Annotated in this window: 17 protein-coding genes and 1 tRNA gene; 9 read left to right on the top strand and 9 right to left on the bottom strand. The window is 67.3% G+C overall.

What is annotated here, in order from left to right; genetic code table 11:
* The first annotated feature begins 169 nt into the window (after positions 1-169).
* Both D1832_RS00270 and rsrA read left to right on the top strand, forming a co-directional pair.
* Positions 170-823 (top strand): sigma-70 family RNA polymerase sigma factor, encoded by a 654-nt coding sequence (locus tag D1832_RS00270; protein WP_165357823.1) that lies wholly within the window; start codon positions 170-172, stop codon positions 821-823.
* Positions 820-1074 (top strand): mycothiol system anti-sigma-R factor, encoded by a 255-nt coding sequence (gene rsrA / locus D1832_RS00265; RefSeq protein ID WP_118912129.1) that lies wholly within the window; start codon positions 820-822, stop codon positions 1072-1074. The genes D1832_RS00270 and rsrA overlap by 4 nt, the downstream gene beginning before the upstream one ends.
* Before the next feature lie 74 nt (positions 1075-1148).
* Here the strand turns inward: rsrA and D1832_RS16150 are convergent, their stop codons facing one another.
* The 6 genes from D1832_RS16150 to D1832_RS00240 form a co-directional block, all read right to left on the bottom strand.
* A complete protein-coding gene (locus D1832_RS16150) occupies positions 1149-1223 on the bottom strand; it encodes a 50S ribosomal protein bL37 (RefSeq protein ID WP_369798754.1) in 75 nt (24 codons plus the stop codon).
* 179 nt (positions 1224-1402) lie between these two features.
* Entirely contained in the window at positions 1403-1804 is a 402-nt protein-coding gene (sodN, locus tag D1832_RS00260) for a superoxide dismutase, Ni (RefSeq protein ID WP_047310274.1), read from the bottom strand.
* A gap of 56 nt (positions 1805-1860) precedes the next feature.
* Entirely contained in the window at positions 1861-2226 is a 366-nt protein-coding gene (locus D1832_RS00255) for a S24/S26 family peptidase (RefSeq protein WP_118912128.1), read from the bottom strand.
* A gap of 50 nt (positions 2227-2276) precedes the next feature.
* Positions 2277-3086 (bottom strand): amino acid ABC transporter ATP-binding protein, encoded by an 810-nt coding sequence (locus D1832_RS00250; protein WP_118912318.1) that lies wholly within the window; start codon positions 3084-3086, stop codon positions 2277-2279.
* A 22-nt stretch (positions 3087-3108) separates the two neighbouring features.
* Positions 3109-3447: an ABC transporter permease subunit gene (locus D1832_RS15620; protein ID WP_241510785.1), complete on the bottom strand. Its 339-nt coding sequence runs from the start codon at positions 3445-3447 to the stop codon at positions 3109-3111.
* Positions 3448-4058: 611 nt separating this feature from the next.
* Entirely contained in the window at positions 4059-4982 is a 924-nt protein-coding gene (locus D1832_RS00240; RefSeq protein ID WP_118912127.1) for an ABC transporter substrate-binding protein, read from the bottom strand.
* 290 nt (positions 4983-5272) lie between these two features.
* Here D1832_RS00240 and D1832_RS00235 point away from each other — a divergent pair, with 290 nt between their 5' ends.
* On the top strand, positions 5273-6736 hold the full coding sequence (locus tag D1832_RS00235) for a sugar transferase (protein WP_182434595.1): 1464 nt from the start codon (positions 5273-5275) through the stop codon (positions 6734-6736).
* Positions 6737-7027: 291 nt separating this feature from the next.
* Here the strand turns inward: D1832_RS00235 and D1832_RS00230 are convergent, their stop codons facing one another.
* The 3 genes from D1832_RS00230 to D1832_RS00220 all read right to left on the bottom strand — a co-directional run bounded on the left by D1832_RS00230 (position 7028) and on the right by D1832_RS00220 (position 11887).
* A complete protein-coding gene (locus tag D1832_RS00230) occupies positions 7028-7684 on the bottom strand; it encodes a GDSL-type esterase/lipase family protein (protein ID WP_082128708.1) in 657 nt (218 codons plus the stop codon).
* Positions 7685-7701: 17 nt separating this feature from the next.
* Positions 7702-7881 carry a DUF6104 family protein gene (locus D1832_RS00225; protein ID WP_047310269.1) on the bottom strand — a complete coding sequence of 60 codons (180 nt, stop codon included), beginning with the start codon at positions 7879-7881 and terminating at the stop codon, positions 7702-7704.
* A gap of 118 nt (positions 7882-7999) precedes the next feature.
* Positions 8000-11887 (bottom strand): multifunctional oxoglutarate decarboxylase/oxoglutarate dehydrogenase thiamine pyrophosphate-binding subunit/dihydrolipoyllysine-residue succinyltransferase subunit, encoded by a 3888-nt coding sequence (locus D1832_RS00220; RefSeq protein WP_118912125.1) that lies wholly within the window; start codon positions 11885-11887, stop codon positions 8000-8002.
* Between the two features lie 178 nt (positions 11888-12065).
* On the opposite strand from D1832_RS00220, the gene D1832_RS00215 reads away from it, so the two are divergent.
* From D1832_RS00215 to D1832_RS00190, 6 genes are all read left to right on the top strand, one after another.
* A complete protein-coding gene (locus tag D1832_RS00215) occupies positions 12066-13430 on the top strand; it encodes a hemolysin family protein (RefSeq protein WP_118912124.1) in 1365 nt (454 codons plus the stop codon).
* Positions 13427-14536, top strand: coding sequence for a hemolysin family protein (locus D1832_RS00210; protein WP_118912123.1), 1110 nt, complete (start codon positions 13427-13429; stop codon positions 14534-14536). The genes D1832_RS00215 and D1832_RS00210 overlap by 4 nt, the downstream gene beginning before the upstream one ends.
* A gap of 49 nt (positions 14537-14585) precedes the next feature.
* Positions 14586-14657 (top strand) — tRNA-Arg (locus D1832_RS00205).
* A 215-nt stretch (positions 14658-14872) separates the two neighbouring features.
* Positions 14873-15700 carry a hypothetical protein gene (locus D1832_RS00200; RefSeq protein WP_118912122.1) on the top strand — a complete coding sequence of 276 codons (828 nt, stop codon included), beginning with the start codon at positions 14873-14875 and terminating at the stop codon, positions 15698-15700.
* Between the two features lie 65 nt (positions 15701-15765).
* The gene (gene lysA, locus D1832_RS00195; RefSeq protein WP_118912121.1) at positions 15766-17133 is read left to right on the top strand and encodes a diaminopimelate decarboxylase; all 1368 of its coding nucleotides are present in this window, start codon (positions 15766-15768) and stop codon (positions 17131-17133) included.
* Positions 17134-17135: 2 nt separating this feature from the next.
* Positions 17136-18449: a homoserine dehydrogenase gene (locus D1832_RS00190; RefSeq protein ID WP_118912120.1), complete on the top strand. Its 1314-nt coding sequence runs from the start codon at positions 17136-17138 to the stop codon at positions 18447-18449.

The raw sequence follows: 18449 nt of genomic DNA, 5'->3' as shown, positions 1-18449 counted from the left end.
GAACAGCAAGCCCGCCCGCGGGCTTTCGAGGAACCGAAAGTGAATCAGGATGCTTGTCACACCTGTGGTGCCGGTGGAGCCGTCCGGCCTGAGCCTTGGGGCCGGCTTCGTGGCCACGCCCCCGCAACGCGCTCGTGCCGCGTCGCGACCCGCGCTAGGGTTGAAGGCGATGAGTGAGAACACCACGGTCGACGCCGAGAGCTCCACGGACTCCGCCGCCACCGACCCGAGCACGGAGACCCCGGCGGAGCGCGCCGCGCGTTTCGAGCGCGATGCCATGCCGTACCTCGACCAGCTCTACAGCGCCGCCCTGCGCACAACGCGCAATCCCAGCGACGCCGAGGACCTCGTCCAGGAGACGTTCGCGAAGGCCTTCGCGGCCTTCCACCAGTACAAGCCGGGCACGAACCTCAAGGCGTGGCTATACCGCATCCAGACCAACACCTACATCAACAGTTACCGCAAGAAGCAGCGTCAGCCGCTCGAGTCGGATGCGGCCGAGGTGGAGGACTACCAGCTGGCCCGCGCCGAGGCGCACTCGAGCACCGGGTTGAAGTCGGCCGAGAACGAAGCTCTCGACCACCTGCCCGACAACGACATCAAGCGCGCTCTGCAGAACCTTCCGGAGGACTTCCGCCTGGCGGTGTACTACGCCGACGTCGAGGGGTTCCCGTACAAGGAGATCGCCGAGATCATGGACACGCCCATCGGCACCGTGATGTCGCGCCTGCACCGCGGACGCAAGCTCCTGCGTGAGCAGCTCGAGGACTACGCGCGTGAGCGCGGCTTCCTCAAGGAGTCGAAGGGGGAGACGAAGAAATGAGCGACAAATGCCCCGACTACGTCGCCAACCTCTACTCCTACGTCGACGGTGAACTCTCCGCGGAGGAGTACGAGGAGCTGCGTCAGCACCTGCTCGACTGCCCGCCGTGCCTGACGGAGTACGAGCGCGACATGCTGCTCAAGAAGCTCGTCAAGCGAGCGTGTGGCCGTGAGCAGGCGCCGGAGCAGCTCCGGTCCATGATCATGACGCAGATCAGCTACAGCTACACCCAGGTGCGCTACGAGAACTGACGCCCCGAAGCCATGACGAAGGCCCGCTCACCCCGAATGGGGGAGCGGGCCTTCGTGACTCACTGCATCAACGCTCAGGCGTTGGGCTTCTTACCGTGGTTCGCGCCCTTGCCCTTGCGCGAGCGACGCTTGCGTGCGCGCTTGCTCATCGTGAACTCCCTGTGTCGGGGTTGATTCCCCCCGAAAGTCGGGGGCCAACCTGTCCATTCTGTCATATGCGAGGCTGGCGACCACATCGCCGGATTCCTGCCGAGACGCCGAACGGCCCCGACCTGCCACGCAGGCAGTGTCGGGGCCGTTCGTTGCGCAGTACGCGTGCGACGAAGGGTCAGCCCTTCTTCGTCTCGGCGAAGATCTCCGCGATGCGGTCGATCTTGGCGAGGAGCTCGTCGGCCTTGCCGGCGTCGAACTCACCCTTGGTGCCCGTGGCACCGGCGAGCTTCGTGGCCTCGTTGATGAGGGTGTGGAGCTCGGGGAACTTCTCGAAGTGCGGCGGCTTGAAGTAGTCCGTCCACAGCACCCACAGGTGCTCCTTGACGAGCTGGCTGCGCTGCTCCTTGATGACGACGGCGCGCGTGCGGAAATCGGGGTCGTCGTTGTCGGCGACCTTGGCGATGATGGCCTTGACCGACTCGGCCTCGATACGGGCCTGGGCGGGGTCGTAGACGCCGCAGGGCAGGTCGCAGTGGGCCGAGACCTCGGTGGTGGGCGCGAAGAAACGCTTCAGCATGGGGAACTCCTTCTGCTGGTGGTGGACAGTTGCCGAACAGCAACTCTGGTTCCAACCTATCGCTTTTCTCGCTTCTTCCGAAAGGTGGCAACCAAGGTGCGACAGCGTCGCATTGCCGCGACATGGCGCGGTTTTCGCGGCCACAGCACCCGTGCCAGCACCGCGTCGTCGGCGAGCGCACCGACCAGCCAGGAATCCACACCCTCACGGGTGCTGTCGCGTTCGACCCACCAGCCGTCGGGGCCACGTGAGGTGACGCGCTTGACGGCGATGGGGCGCGGCCCCTCCGGCCCGTCGGGCAGCCGCACGACGTGAGGATCGCCGATCCGCGGTTGCGCGCCGTAGACGGCGAGCAGCACGTCGCCGTCGACGTACGTGGGTTCCATCGATCGACCTCTGACGACGACGAAGCCCAGCTGCATGACCCCAGGGTAGGGGAGCAGCCGGGCTTCGCGTCGAGCGCTGCCTCGGGTCAGATGGCCTCGCCGGCCACGAGCGCCGCGACGGTATCGTGCTCGGAGCGCATGCGGGCGAGGAACGACTTCGTCCGCTCGTGCTGGGGGTTGTTGATGACCTGCAGCGGCGGGCCCGTCTCCACGACAACCCCGGCGTCCATGAAGACGACCCGGTCGGCCACGTCACGGGCGAAGCCCATCTCGTGAGTGACGACCACCATCGTCATGCCCTCGCGAGCGAGTTCCTTCATGACCGACAGGACTTCGCCGACGAGCTCGGGGTCGAGGGCCGACGTCGGCTCGTCGAACAGCATGAGCTTCGGCTTCATCGCAAGAGCGCGCGCAATGGCGACACGCTGCTGCTGACCGCCGGAGAGCTGGCTCGGGTAGTGCCCGGTCTTCTCACCGAGACCGACCCGCTCGAGCAGGTCGACGGCCTGCGACTTCGCTTCCGCCTTGGAGACCCCCTTGACCTGCACGGGCGCCTCCATGACGTTCTCCAGCGCCGTCATGTGCGGGAAGAGGTTGAAGCGCTGGAACACCATGCCGATCTCGCGACGCTGGGCCGCGATCTCGGAATCCTTGAGGCGGTACAGCTGCCCGTCCTTGTCGCGGTATCCCATGAGGTCCTCGTCGACCCAGATGCGGCCGGCGTCGATCGTCTCGAGCTGGTTGATGCAGCGCAGGAACGTCGTCTTGCCCGAGCCGGAGGGGCCGAGCAGGACGACGACCTCACCGGGGTGCACGTCGAGGTCGATGCCCTTGAGCACCTCGTTCTTGCCGAACGACTTGCCGACGTTGACGGCGTGGACCAGTGGTTTGTTCATGTTGCCTTCCATGTTCACCCCGTCACCCGAAGCTCAGTGACTTGACCTTGGTCATGAGACCGCCGTCCGTCGCCGAGCCGCCGAAGCCGCGTCCGTACTTTCGCTCGAGGCGGGCCTGCACGAGCATGAGCACCGAGCAGATGATGAGGTACCACAGCAACGCGGCGAAGTAGCTTGGCATGATCTTGTACGTGTTGTTCGCGACGACCTGCGCCTGGTAGAAGAGCTCGGCCGAGACGGGGACGGCGACGAGCAGCGAGGTGTCCTTGACCATGGAGATGGCCTCGTTGCCGGTGGGCGGCACGATGACGCGCATGGCCTGCGGCAGGACGATGCGGCGCATCGTCTTCGAGCTGTCCATACCGAGCGCTTCGGCTGCCTCACGCTGACCCCTGTCGACCGACAGGATGCCCGCGCGGCGATCTCCGCCATGTACGCGGCCTCGGACAGGCCGAGACCGATGATGCCGACGGTGATGCCCGAGCTGATCGTCTTGACGTCGAGCGAGTAGAACGTCAGGCCGAAGTCCTTCATGAACGGCACACCGATGTCGAGCGTCGGGTACAGGTACAGCACGCCGAGGCCGAGGATGACCATGAGGACGTAACGCGGCACCGCGCGGAAGAACCAGGTGTAGACGAACGAGACGCCGCGCAGGACGGGATTGTCCGAAAGGCGCATGATCGCGAGGAGGATGCCCAGGGTGACGCCGATGATCATCGACGCGACAGTGACGATGATGGTGCCCTTGGCCAGGCCTTCGAGCACCGGCGAGTAGTTCATCACCTTGAAGACGAACGGCCAGTCCCACTTCGGGTTGGTGACGAACGAACTGATCATCATCGCGATGACGATCGCGATGACGGCGACGGCAACCCAGCGCCCCGGGTGTCGCACCGGCTTGGCGTCGATGACGCCGGGCCGCTGCTCGTCCGGGGCGGGGGGCGGGGTGGAACCAGACATGGGGTGTGATCAGGCCTTCGGGTTCACCGGGAACTCGTTGACGGCGCCGTCACCGTTGTTCCACTGCTCGAGGATCTTCTTGTAGGTGCCGTCCTTCTCGAGAGACTCGAGAGCCTTCGAAAGGGCCTCGGCGAACTTCGTCTGGTCCTTCGCGACGACGATGCCGTACGGGGCGGCCTCGTAGACGGAGCCGACCTTTTCGAGCTTGTCCTCGTTCTTCGCGACAGCCCACGCCGTGATGGGGGAGTCGGCGGCGAACGCATCGACCTTGCCCGCGATGAGGTCGGCGGTGACCTTCGACTGCTCGGCCTCGACGACGAGCTTGTTGGCCTTCTTGCCCTCGGCAACGCACTTCTTGTTACGGGCCGGCAGGTCGTCGTCGGCCTGGACCGTGCCCTTCTGGACGCCGATCGTGAGACCGCAGGCCTTGTCGACGTCGACCTTCTTCGGGTTGCCCTTGGCGGTGGCCCACGACGTGCCGGCGTTGAAGTACTGCACCATCGAGACCTGCTGCATGCGCTTCTCGTTGATGGTGAACGAGCTGATGGCGAGCGGGTACTTGTTCGACGTGACACCGCCGATGAGCGAGTCGAAGCCACCGTTCTGGAACGTGAGCTTCAGGCCGAGCTTCGCGGCGACGGCCTTGAGCAGGTCGATGTCCATGCCCTGGATCGTCTTGCCGTCCGCGGCCGTGAACTCGTTGGGGGCGTAGGAGGCGTCGGTGCCGACCGTGAGCGTTCCCATCTTCGCGATGTCGGCGGGAACCAGCTTGGCGAGCGCATCGTCCTTCTTGACGGCCGGGGCCGCACTCGAGGACGAGGACGAACCCCCCGAACCGGAATCCTTCGAGTCATCGAGCGAGTCCGAGCCACAGCCGGAGAGCAGGAGTGCGGCGGCGCCGAAAGCGGCGACGGCCGAAGTGGTGGTACGCATGGAGGATCCTTCCGCGGACGGGACGAGTCGCTCGTCCCAGTTGTGGGTTAAGAGTGCCACCCGGTTTGGCGCCGTGGAAGAACTACGCGCATTTGTGTTCCCGATCGTGACCTTTTTGGGCTGGACGCCGCCCCAGCCTGCGTTAAACGCTGGTTCAGGTCGTGTTTGCGGCCCCGCCAAGGCGTTCGCCGTGGCTCGAATTCAGGAATAGGTCGAGTCGCATAGTGAGCGCTAAGATGCTTCGTGCCCCACAACTTCTCCCAGGCCGACCGAGGAATCCTGACACCACCATGACGACACCGACCGCGAAGCAGGGAGCTTCCCCGCGAAGCGACTGGCGACGCAAGATCGTGCTCGTCCTGTTCGTTCTCGACCTCGCCGTCGTGACGTTCAGTGTGGTGGCAGCCTTCTTCGCACGATTCTGGACGGCCGAGACGTCCCTCGCAGCGGTCGACGGTCAGTTCAAGCTGTATGTCGCCGTCGTTGTCAGCCTCGTCGTGGGATGGGTCGCGGCGCTCCAGTGGAACCAGGCCTACCACGTCGACGCCCTGGCCATCGGCTCCGACGAGTACCGGGGCATCGTCCGAGCGACGTTCGGTACGTTCGGCGCGCTCGCCATCGTCAGTGAGTTACTTCGTCTCCAGGTGGCGCGAGGCTTCCTCGCCATCGCACTCCCACTCGGGCTCGTACTGCTCCTCATCGAGCGTGCGCTCGTCCGGCGCTGGATCGTGCAACGGCGCCGTCGTTTCCGGCTCGTCGACGGCGTCATCGTCGTCGGCTCGCCGCAGGAGGTTCGCTACGTCGCCGAGGGCATCACCCGTAACCCCGAAGCCGGCCTCGTCGTGCGCGGGGTGGCCACCGAGACTCACGATGTTCCGACCTTCGAGTTGGCCAACGGACTGGTGGTGCCGCAGATCGGTGGGCTGGCCGATGTTGTGCCGGCTGTGCACAGCCACCACGCGTCGATGGTCATCGTCGCGGGTCACAACCGCGTCAACCGCAAGCAGCTTCGCGAACTCGGGTGGCAACTCGAGGACACCGACATTCGTCTGGCGCTCGCGAGCCGTATGACGGATGTCGCGGGCCCGCGCATCCACTGGCGTCCGATCGAGGGCCTGCCGCTCATGAGCGTCGAGATGCCGCGCTACAGCGGCCTCAAGTACTCGCTCAAGCGACTCTTCGACGTCGTCGTCGCCATTGGCATGCTGCTCCTGCTCTCGCCGCTGCTCCTGCTCATCGCTCTGGCCGTGCGCCTCGACAGCCCGGGGCCCATCTTCTTCCGTCAGACACGCGTCGGCGTCAACGGCTCCCCGTTCAAGATGACGAAGTTCCGTTCCATGGTGGTGGACGCCGAAGCGCGCCTCGCCGCACTGCGAGCCCAGAACGAGGGCTCCGGCCTGCTGTTCAAGATGAAGGACGACCCACGCATCACCCGCGTTGGCAACGTCCTGCGCCGCTACAGCCTCGACGAACTGCCCCAGCTGTTCGACGTCGTCGCCGGTTCCATGTCCCTCGTCGGGCCGCGCCCGCCACTGCCGCAAGAGGTCGACGAGTACGAGACGCACGTCCACCGCCGCCTCAACGTGAAGCCGGGTATCACCGGCCCCTGGCAGGTCGGCGGACGCTCCAACCTCTCCTGGGAAGAATCGGTCCGCAAGGACCTCTACTACGTCGAGAACTGGTCGCTCTCCGGCGACCTCGTCATTCTCTTCAAGACCGTCTGCGCAGTGCTCGCGAGGGACGGCGCGTACTGACCCTCCTTCCGGCCGTCTTCCGGCCAGGCCCCGAGGGGGCCCGGCTCGGTGCGACAGCCGTTCAGGCACGCTCGCGCCCCTGGAGTTCGCCGGGCCCATCCCGATGTTGAGCGGGCATGTGGGCACTGGTGCCTCGTTTTGAAGGCAACATCGGATGGTCATGCGGATTCCTTGTCCCACGCGGGTTCGTGAAGGCACCACAGACCCGAGCGCGTGAAGCGTGAGGCCCGAAGGCCTGTCGCACCGAGCGAGGCTACCGAGCTTGCGAGGTAGGCGCGCCTGAAGACAGGACTAGGGAAGGCTCAGCCAGTCCTGCCACCCCGCGTGGAGGACGAGCCAAGCCATGAGGCCGTAGCCCGCCTGGCCGGGGTGGTATCCGTCGCTCGCGGCGAGGTCGGACTGCCACTGGTCGTGCCCCAGCAGTGGGCGGAAGCAGTCGACGTAGGTGACGCCGCGGCGCGCGCAGACGTCGGCGTGAGCGTCGACGAGCAGTTCGAGCTTCGCGTTGAGCTCGGGGTCGCTCGTGGGCGGCGGGCCGACGACGAACGTCGCGATGCCGTTCGTCGACGCGTCGTCGAGGATGTTGGCGAGGTTGAGGCGCGAGCGGGCCGTCGTCATGCCCTGCGCGACATCGTTCGTACCGAAACCGATGACGAGGCGTCGCTCGTTGCAGTTCTTCCACCGCAGGGCCGTTTCGCTGCGCCAGCGGGCGAGGACGTCGGAGGAGCTCTCGCCGCGCACACCCAGGTTGTACGTCGTCAGCGCCGAGCCGTCGCGCGGGGTGCGCGCCACGACGCGCGAGACCCACCCGAGGGCCTTGGGGTCGCCGTAGCCGTTGACGTAGCTGTCCCCGACGAAGCACAGGCCGATCCGCCGATCGCCCTCGGTGACCTGGAAGTCGGCGCTCGGCCGGAACTGCGGTTCGCTGCCTTCGTGCGGGTATGCCACGGTGTCTTCGCCTTCACTCATTCGTCGTCGTCATCGTCGAGGCGCGCCAGCCACGTGGCCAGGCGCTCGACCGGGATCTCGAACTCGGGGTTGAGGTCGACGAACGTTCGCAGCTGGTCGGCCAGCCACTCGAACGTCACCTCTTCTTCGCCGCGCCGATGGGCGAGTTCCTCGATGCCTCGATCCGTGAAATACACGTGGGCAGCTTATCGTCACGCCCTTCCCGCTGTCGCCCGGCGCGCTGGCGGCACGTCCGCGGACGACGAGAGCGGCGCCGCCCCGAAGGGCGACGCCGCTCTCGTCAGTGCTGAGCGATCAGCGGGTGAAGGCCTGCTCGACGAGCTCGGCCTGCTGCGCCGCGTGACGCTTGCTGTTACCCGTGGCGGGCGACGCGGACGACGGACGCGACACGACGCGCAGACGACGAGTCTCGCCCTGCTCCTCCAGCATGTCGGGCAGGTTGAAGAACATGAACGGCCAGGCGCCCTGGTTCTTCGGCTCGTCCTGCACCCACACGATCTCGGCGTTCGGGTACTCCTTGATCGCCTCCGCGATCTCCTTGGCCGGGATCGGTGCTAGCTGCTCGACGCGCAAGATGGCGGTCGTCTCGTCGCCGCGCTTCTCGCGCTCCGCCTCGAGGTCGTAGACCACGCGGCTCGACGCGAGCAGCACGCGCTCGACCTTGGACGGGTCGAGCTGCTTTGCGTCTTTCAGCACCGGCTCGAACTGGCCGGTCGTGAAGTCCTCCGGCGAGCTCGTGGCGGCCTTGACGCGCAGCAGCTGCTTCGGCGTGAAGACGATGAGCGGCTTGCGCGGACGGGCGTATGCCTGACGACGCAGGAGGTGGAAGTACGACGCCGGGGTCGAGGGGTAGGCGATCGTCATGTTGTCCTCGGCGAACAGCTGCAGGAAGCGCTCAATGCGCGCCGAGCTGTGGTCGGGACCCTGACCCTCGTAGCCGTGCGGCAGGAGCAGGACGACGGAACTGCGCTGCGCCCACTTCTGCTCCGAGCTCGAGATGAACTCGTCGATGATCGTCTGGGCGCCGTCGACGAAGTCACCGAACTGGGCCTCCCACAACACGAGCGCGTCGGGGCGCTCGACGGAGTAGCCGTACTCGAAGCCCATCGCCGCGAACTCCGACAGCATCGAGTCGTAGATCCACAGCCACGCCTGATCGTCGGTGAGGTAGCGAAGCGGCGTCCACTCGTTGCCGTTCTGCTTGTCGATGAGGACGGCGTGACGCTGCACGAACGTGCCGCGGCGGGTGTCCTGACCGGACAGACGCACCGGCGTGCCGTCCATGAGCAGCGAACCGAACGCGATGAGCTCGCCCATCGACCAGTCGATACCGCCGTCGGCGACCATCTTGGTGCGGCGCTCGAGCAGCTGCTTGAGCTTCGGGTGGAGCGTGAAGCCCTCCGGCGGGTTGGTCCAGACCGCACCGATGCGCTCGAGAGCGGCTTGGGTGATGGCCGACGAGCGGCCCGAGGAGTAGGCGCTCTTCGCGTCGTCCTCGAGCTGAGCGGACGGGCGCTCGAGGCCGCCGTGGCCCTCGGCGTCGGTGCCCTGGCTGGAGTCGGCCGCCGGAGCGTCCTGGCTCGCCTGCTTCGTGGCTTCCTTCGTTTCGACGAAGACGCGCTCCAACTGCTGCTGGTAGTCCTTGAGCAGCAGCTCTGCGCGCTCGTCGTCCATGTCGCCACGCCCGACGAGAGCCTGGGCGTACAGACGACGCACGCTCTTCTTGGCCTCGATGAGCTTGTACATGAGCGGCTGCGTCATCGAGGGGTCGTCACCTTCGTTGTGACCGCGACGGCGGTAGCAGACCATGTCGATGACAACGTCCTTGTTGAACGTCTGGCGGTACTCGAACGCCAGCTCGGCCACGCGGACGCAGGCCTCGGGATCGTCACCGTTGACGTGGAAGATCGGCGCCTGAACCATGCGCGCGACGTCCGTGGAGTAGGTGGAGCTGCGCGACGCGCTGGGCGCCGTGGTGAAGCCGACCTGGTTGTTGATGACGACGTGGATCGTGCCGCCCGTGCGGTAGCCACGAAGCTGCGACAGGTTGAGCGTCTCGGCGACGACACCCTGACCGGCGAACGCCGCGTCACCGTGCAGCAGGATCGGCAGCACCGTGAACGCCGTGCCGGCGAGGTTGATGCGGTCCTGCTTGGCGCGGGCGATGCCCTCGAGAACCGGGTTGACGGCCTCGAGGTGGCTCGGGTTGGCGGCGAGATAGACCTTCGTCTTGGCGCCGCTGTCGGCGACGAACTCGCCCTCGGTGCCGAGGTGGTACTTGACGTCACCGGAGCCCTGGACCGAGTTGGGGGCCTGCGTGCCCTCGAACTCGCGGAAGATCTGGCCGTAGGACTTGCCGGCGATGTTCGCGAGCACGTTGAGGCGGCCGCGGTGCGGCATACCGATCGCGACCTCGTCCAGCTCGTTTTCGGCCGCTTCGCTCAGGATGCGGTCGAGGATGGCGATGACGGACTCGCCGCCTTCGAGGCTGAAGCGCTTCTGGCCGACGAACTTCGTCTGCAGGAACGTCTCGAAGGCCTCGGCCTGGTTGAGCTTCTTCAGGATGCGCTCCTGCTCGTCCTGCGTCGGCTTCGCGTAGGCGAGCTCGACCTTGGACTGCATCCAGGCCCGCTCCTCGGGGTTCTGAATGTGCATGTACTCGATGCCGACGGTGCGGCAGTACGAGTCACGCAGGATGCCGAGGATCTTGCGCAGCTTGAGGAAGTTCTGACCGCCGAAACCGCCCGTGGGGAAGGTGCGGTCGAGATCCCACAGCGTCAGGCCGTGGCTCGTGATGTCGAGGTCCGGGTGACGACGCTGCTTGTACTCCAGCGGGTCGGTGTCGGCCATGAGGTGGCCGCGCACGCGGTAGGCGTGGATGAGCTCCTGGACGCGGGCGACCTTGTTGATGTCGTCGTCGTGGTTAGCCGAGATGTCCTGAACCCAACGCACCGGCTCGTAGGGGATGCGCAGCGACTCGAAGATCTCGTCGTAGAAGCCCTGCTCGCCGAGCAGCAGCTGGTGGATCTGACGAAGGAACTCACCCGACGTCGCACCCTGGATGATGCGGTGGTCGTAGGTCGAGGTGAGCGTCAGGATCTTGCTGACGGCGTTGCGGTTGAGCGTGTCGTTGCTCGCGCCCTGCCACTCGGCCGGGTAGTCGAGCGCGCCGACACCGATGATCGTGCCCGCACCCTTCATGAGGCGCGGTACCGAGTGCACGGTGCCGATGCCGCCCGGGTTGGTCAGCGAGATCGTCGTGCCGGCGTAGTCGTCGAGCGTCAGCTTGTTGTTGCGGGCCTTCTTGACCATGTCCTCGTAAGCGGCCATGAACTGAGCGAAGTTCATGCGCTCGGCGCCCTTGATCGAGGGCACGACGAGGGTGCGCGAGCCGTCCGGCTTCTGCAGGTCGATGGCGAGGCCGAAGTTGACGTGCCCCGGCTGGTGAAGCTGCGGCTTGCCCTTCTCGTCGACCGAGAGGGAGGCGTTCATCTCCGGCATGACGCGCAGCGCCTTGACGATGGCGTAGCCGATGATGTGGGTGAAGCTCACCTTGCCGCCGCGGCCGCGGGCGAGGTTCGAGTTGATGACAATGCGGTTGTCGATGAGGGCCTTGGCCGGCACCGCGCGCACGGACGTTGCCGTCGGGACCTCGATCGAGGCCTCCATGTTCTGCACGATCTTGGCCGCGACACCGCGCAGCGGGGTGTCGACGTCCTCGGCCTCCGGCAGGTCGCCCACCGAGGCGTCGCCGTGGTCACGCGGCGTCGGCTGGGGCGTGAAGCCCTCCGCCTGCTTGGGGTCGAGCTTCTGCTGGGAACCCTGGTTGTCGTCCGCGCCCTGGTCGGAGGTGTCCTTCGTGGGCTCGGCCGCCTGCTGCGACTCGGCGCGCTGCTGGTCGCGCGGCGCCTCGGCTGCTGCGGGCTTCTCCGTCTTCTCCTTGGCGGAGTCGGACTTCGTGGACGTCGAGGACTTCGCATCGGTGGAGCCCGCGTCGGAAGTCGCTGACTTGGAGGTGCCGGCACCCGAGCCGCCCTGGCCGGGGCGGTAGTTCGCGAAGAACTCCTGCCACGCGGCGTCCACTGAGTTCTTGTCCTGGCGGTACTGCTCGTAAAGCTCTTCGACGAGCCACTCGTTCGGTCCGAAGGCCTCGAGGTCAGAGCTCTGGGACTGGGATGACACGCAGATGCGCCTCTTTCATGTGCGTCGTTCGGTTGGGCCTGATGGCCGCTGCCGCAGGTGGATGCACGGCATACGACGACCAGCCTATCCCGCAGCGCCACTTCGGGCGAGAGGGCGCTACGAGGTTCGGGTCAGGAAGACGAGAACACGATGAGCCCCGTGATAATTTCAAGCCCTGATGACGCAGTGGATATTGATTCTCCTCGGAGTTCTGCTCACCCTCGGAACGGCACTGTTCGTCGCCACCGAGTTCTCGCTCGTCGCTCTCGACCGGCACGCCGTCCAGCGCGCCATCGACGAAGGTGACGAAGGCGCTCGCCCCGTTCTCGCCGCGTTGCGCAAGCTCTCCACTCAGCTGTCCGCCGCTCAGGTCGGTATCACCCTCACGACGCTGTTGCTTGGTTACCTCGTGGAGCCGTCGCTGGGTCACCTGTTGGAGACGCCCCTCGAGGCGCTCGGGGTGAGTGGGGGAGCGGCCGTCGCGTTGTCGACCGCGCTGGCCATGATTCTGGCCGCTCTGTTCTCGATGATCTTCGGCGAGCTCGTGCCGCAGTTCCTCGGTATCTCGGCGCCGCTTCGGGTGGCCAAGGTCGTCGCCAGACCCGTGCAGATCTTCGCCGTCGTCTTCAAACCGCTCATCGCGCTGCTCAACGGCTCGGCCAATCTCCTGCTGCGCAAGATGGGCATCGAACCGCAGGAGGAACTCTCCGCGGCACGTACCCCGCAGGAGCTGTCGTCGATGGTTCGTCGCTCCGCCGAGGCGGGAACGATCGAGGAGGGCACGGCCGATTTGCTCACGCGTTCGCTCAACTTCGGTGAGCGTACGGCGTCGGACATCATGAGCCCGCGGGTGCGTTGCGAGTCCGTCGATCGCTCGGCTACCGCTGAGGACGTCGTGAATCTCGCGCGCTCCACGGGGCACTCCCGCTTCCCGGTGCTCGGCGACGGGTGGGACGACGTCGACGGCGTCGTCCACGTCAAGAAGGCCATCGCCGTTCCGGTCGAGCGCCGCGGTGACGTGCCCGTCACCGCCCTCATGGTCAAGGCGACGTTCGTGCCCGAGACGGTGACGCTCGAGCCGCTCCTCGTGCTGCTGCGCGGGGCCGGCCTGCAACTCGCCGTCGTCGTCGACGAGTACTCGGGCACCTCGGGTGTCGTGACGCTCGAGGACGTCATCGAGGAGATCGTCGGCGAGGTGAGTGACGAGCACGACAAGCTGCAGGACGCGAGCCGTCACCTGCCCGACGGATCGTGGACCGTGCCGGGGCTGTGGCGTCCGGACGAGGTCGCCGACCGCATCGGTGCGCCCGTGCCCGACGATCGTGCCTACGAGACGCTGGGCGGCTACGTCATGCAGCAGGTCGGACGGATTCCGCGCGCCGGGGACGAGCTGTCGATGCCCGGCTGGCGTCTGCGCGTCATGTCGATGGACGGTCGCCGCGTCAACCGGGTGCGCTTCACGCCGATGTCGGACGCGACCACCGACGCTGGTGTCGGTGATGTCGTCGGCGGTTCGACGCGCGTGGACGGAGACGCCCGATGATGCTCTGGATCTCGCTGTTGCTGCTCGCCGGCAACGCCTATTTCGTGGGGGCCGAGTTCGCCGTCATGGCGGCGCGGCGCTCGCAGCTCGAACCGCTCGCGGAGCAGGGCTCGAAACGGGCCGCTCGCTCACTCGAGGCGCTGGAGAACGTCGCGTCCCTGCTCGCGTGCTCGCAGTTGGGCATCACGGTGTGCTCGGTGCTCCTGGGTGCGGTGGCCGAGGACGCCATTCACCATCTCATCGTGGGACCGCTCGAGGCGACCGGGCTGCCGTCCGGGCTGACGCACGTCGTCAGCCTGCTGCTCGCGCTGTTCGTCGTCGTGTACTTCCACGTCGTGCTCGGCGAGATGGTGCCGAAGAACCTCGCCATCGCCGGCCCGGACCGCGCGGCTCTGTTGCTCGCGCCGTCGCTGCTGCGCATCACGAAGGCGCTGCGTCCGCTCATTCGCGTACTCGAGTCGGTCTCGAAGGGCATCGTGCGCAAGATGGGCATCGAGCCGCAGGACGAGGTCGCCTCGACGTTCTCGACCGAGGAGGTCGAGATGATCGTCGAGGAGTCACACCGTGAGGGCCTGCTCGAAACGGAGCAGGAGCGACGCGTTCGCGATGCGCTCGAGTTCACGGACAAGCTGGCCCAGGACGTGGCCGTTCCTCTCGGCGACCTCGTGACGTTGCGTCTCGGCTCGACGCCTGCGGACGTCGACGCCCTCGTCGCCAAGCACGGTTTCTCGCGATTCCCGGTGACGAGCGTGCGCGGTGACCTCGGCGGCTACATCCACCTCAAGGACGTGCTGTACGCGCAGGACGAGGCGTACACCGAGCCGATCCCGCCGCGGCGGGTGCGACCGCTCGCGACGGTGCGGCCCAAGGACGAGGTGGAGGACGTGCTCGTCACGATGCAGCACTCCGGTGCCCACCTCGCGCGGGTCGTCGGTGACGACGGCGAGACGAGCGGCGTCGTCTTCCTCGAGGACGTGCTCGAGGAGCTCGTCGGCGAGGTGGCTGATGCGACCCAGCGTCCGGCCGCGCGTGCGGGACTGCGTGGGGCGACGCGCGATGATGTCGCTCGCTCGGTCGCGGGGTCACTCGGGAACGACCGTTCGTGAGGCTCCCTGCACGCTGCTAAAGTGTGCAGTCGCGCCTCAGGCGCACGCCGCCCCCTTAGCTCAGGGGATAGAGCACCGCCCTCCGGAGGCGGGAGCGCAGGTTCGAATCCTGCAGGGGGCACTTGTTGAGGAAGGCCGTCACGCCGAAGCGCTAGCGCAGGTGTGGTGGCCTTCCTCAATACCTGAGTAACGCGAAGGATTCGGGAGGAGCCCCGAGCTTGCGAGGTGCGACGGTTCCTGCAGGGGGCACGTGTTCCCTGATTCTCTACGCGGGAACGATCAAGCTGCGGCGCACCAGCGGTAAGCGACTTTGTCTCACTCGCTACGCTCATGCCCATGTTCGACGCGGCCACGACCTCGGCGCTGGGGGAGCGCCTCGGCGTGGCCTGGCGGTGGGCTCCGTCGAAGGAACCCGGCGTCGTCACGAACAACGCGGCGCACGTCATGGTCGAACGGGGACGCGCCAGTTCCGTCGAGGCGGCGCACGCGGCGATTCGGCAGGCGTTGGACGAGACGACCCCCGGAGCGCTTGAGCTTGCGGCCTTCGACGAGGGGCTACTGAGCGTCGACGTGGCTGTGCGTCCTGAGTGGTGCACGCACCTGCGGGCTGACTTCGCCCCTCTCAACGCGGCGACGACGAGGTGGCAATCAGTGCAGCCTGACGTTCGCATCGACGGGGCAGCCATGTCGTTCGCGGCGGCCGCGGAACGCATCGGCCTCGATGCCTTGACCTGGGCGCTTCTCGACGCCGCCCATCCGAAACGGATTCCGGTACCTGTCGCAGCACCTGAGTCCGTCCTCGCCTCGCGCCGTGACGCGAACACTCTGGCTCTGGTGCGACGCGCACACTCGGTCGCGTCCCTCGCCGTCGCGGGCGTCGGGGCCGGCGAGGAGGCGGGAACCGCCGCGGGCACGAGTGCGGATGGCGCCGGGCGGCGACTCCTCGCGGCGCTCGCCCTCGTCCCGCAAGTGGCAGAGGACGCCGTACACACCGGCCGCACCCGTCCGTTGCTCACCCAGATCGTCATCCTCGCGGAGCGCACCACGCAGTTTGCCGAACACTCGCCCGCCACGCGGACGGATCTGCCGGTGTTCGACGCCGCCCGTAGAGTCCTCGAAGGGGCGCTGACGGCGGCCCGCCTGGCCGCCCCCGTACCCTATTGATCGGCTCATCGGCTTGCCCGACGAGCACGACCGGCAGCGATTTCGACACCGCAGGAGACAGCGACGTGAGTTCCGTACCGAACGCGCCGACCGGCCCCCTCGAGGAGATCGTCTGGCCACGCACGGCCCGCCGCGGGGATGACGGCGTCATCAGCATCGCCGGTATTGCCGCCACCGAACTGGCCGACCGCTTCGGCACCCCCGCCTACGTCATCGACGAGGACGACGTGCGCCGGCGCGCCCGCGCCTACCGCGAGGCGTTCTCGCAGGCGTTCGGCGACATCGGCACGATGGCCGACGTCTACTACGCGGGCAAGGCGTTCCTCACGTCGCACATCGCGCGCTGGGTCGTCGAGGAGGGCCTGCGTCTCGACGTCTGCTCCGGCGGCGAACTCGCCATCGCCCGTAAGGCCGAGGTGCCCGGTGAGGCCATCGGCATGCACGGCAACAACAAGAGCCTCGAGGAGATCGACGCGGCGCTCGCGTACGGCGTGGGGCGCATCGTCATCGACTCGTTCGAGGAGATCGAACGCGTCGCCGTGGCAGCCGCCAAGCACGACCTGCGCGCGCCCGTCATGCTGCGCGTCAAGCTCGGCGTCGAGGCCCACACCCACGAGTTCATCGCGACGGCCCACGAGGACCAGAAGTTCGGTTTCTCCCTCGCGGACGGTCAGGTCGCCGACGCCGTGGGCCGGGTGCTCGCCCACCCCGAGCTCGAACTGCTCGGCTTCCACAGCCACATCGGCTCGCAGATCTTCGAATCGGACGGGTTCGAAGAGGCCGCGACGCGCCTCGTCGCCCTCCAGCTCGACGTCGCGCGAACGCACGGCGTCGAGTTGCCCGAACTCGACCTCGGCGGAGGGTTCGGCATCGCCTACCTGCCCAGCGACACCCCGCTCGAGCCGGCGGACATGGCGCAGCAGCTCGCGCGCATCGTCAAGACGGCCTGCGACGACGCCGGTGTCGCCGTTCCGCGTGTCTCGATCGAGCCGGGCCGCAGCATCATCGGCCCCGGCGGCGTGACGCTGTACCGGGTCGGCACGGTCAAGCCCGTGCAGGCCACGGACGACCTCGTGCGTTCCTACGTCAGCGTTGACGGCGGCATGGGCGACAACGCCCGCCCCGCTCTCTACGCCGCCGACTACCACGCGGCGCTCGCGAACCGCGGTGGCGCGGACGACCTCGTGGCCACCCGCATCGTCGGCAAGCACTGCGAGAGCGGCGACATCGTCGTGCGCGACATCAACTTCCCCGCCGACGTCGCGGACGGTGACCTCGTCGCCGTCGCCGCGACCGGCGCCTACTGCCGCGCGCTCGCGTCGCAGTACAACCACGTCCCGCGCCCGCCCGTCGTCGCCGTCAAAGACGGCGACGCGCGCGTCCTGCTGCGCCGGGAGACCATCGACGACCTGCTCGCCCTGGAAGAGGAATGACCATGACGACCAAGCCCATCACGGTGGCGCTGCTCGGCAGCGGCGTCGTCGGCACCGCCGTCGCGCGTGAACTCACCCGCAACGCAGCCGATTTCGAAGCCCGGGTCGGGGCCCCGGTCCAGATCGTCGGCGCGCTCGTTCGGGATGCGTCGAAGGACCGTTCCGAGACGGGTCTGCCCGCCGACGTGTTCACTACCGACGCCGAAGGCCTCGTCGAGCGCGCCGACATCGTCGTCGAGCTCATGGGCGGCACGGAGCCTGCGAAGTCGCTCATCACGAAGGCCCTCGAGAACGGCGCGAGCGTCGTCACGGCCAACAAGGCTCTCCTCGGCGAAGCCGGCCCGGAGCTGTACCAACTCGCGATGGAGCACGGCGTCGACCTCTCCTACGAGGCGGCCGTTGCGGGCGCCATTCCGCTCATCCGCCCGCTGCGCGAGTCGCTCGCCGGCGACGAAGTGACGAAGGTGCTCGGCATCGTCAACGGCACGACGAACTTCATCCTTGACAAGATGGACCGCACCGGCGCGAACCTCGAGGACGTGCTCGCCGAGGCGCAGAGCCTCGGGTACGCCGAGGCCGACCCGACCGCCGACGTCGAGGGCCACGACGCCCAGGCCAAGGCTGCGATCCTCGCCTCCTTGGCGTTCCACACCCGGGTGCGCACGAGTGACGTGCACTGCGAGGGCATCATGGGCCTGACGGCGGAGGACATCAAGGCCGCTCGCCGCGCCGGTTGCGTCATCAAGTTGCTCGCCATCGCCGAGAAGGTCGAGCGCGACGGGGCCGACGGTGGCCCTGGCGTCAACGTCCGCGTTCACCCCGTGCTTCTCGCCCGCTCGCACCCGCTCGCCACGGTGCGCGAGGCGTTCAACGCCGTCTTCGTCGAGACGAAGCTCGCCGGCGAGCTCATGTTCTACGGGCGTGGCGCCGGCGGCGACCCCACGGCATCCGCCGTGCTGGGCGACATCGTCCACGCCGCCCGGCACCGCGTCAGCGGCTCGCACGGCGCGGGGGAGTCGGCGTACGCCAACCTGCCGATCCTGCCGATCGGTGAATCGCTCACCCGCTACGTCGTGCGCGTCGAGGTGGCAGACGAGCCCGGCGTGCTCGGTCGCGTGACGAGCGCCTTCGGCGATCAGGGCGTCTCTATCGAGAGTATGCGCCAAGGCGTGCGCCGCTCCGACGATGGGCTCGCCTCGCTCACGTTCATGACCCACGAGGCCCCCGAATCGGCTCTCGCGACCACGGTCGACACCATCAAGAAGCTGCCCGACGTCACGAGCGTGACGTCGGTGCTGCGCGCGGAAGGAATCTGA

Source organism: Dermacoccus abyssi (assembly GCF_003515945.1).
GTDB classification, from domain to species: domain Bacteria; phylum Actinomycetota; class Actinomycetes; order Actinomycetales; family Dermatophilaceae; genus Dermacoccus; species Dermacoccus abyssi.
The sequence above is the reverse complement of the archived record's forward strand: the minus strand, read 5'-3'. Positions and strand labels throughout refer to the sequence as shown.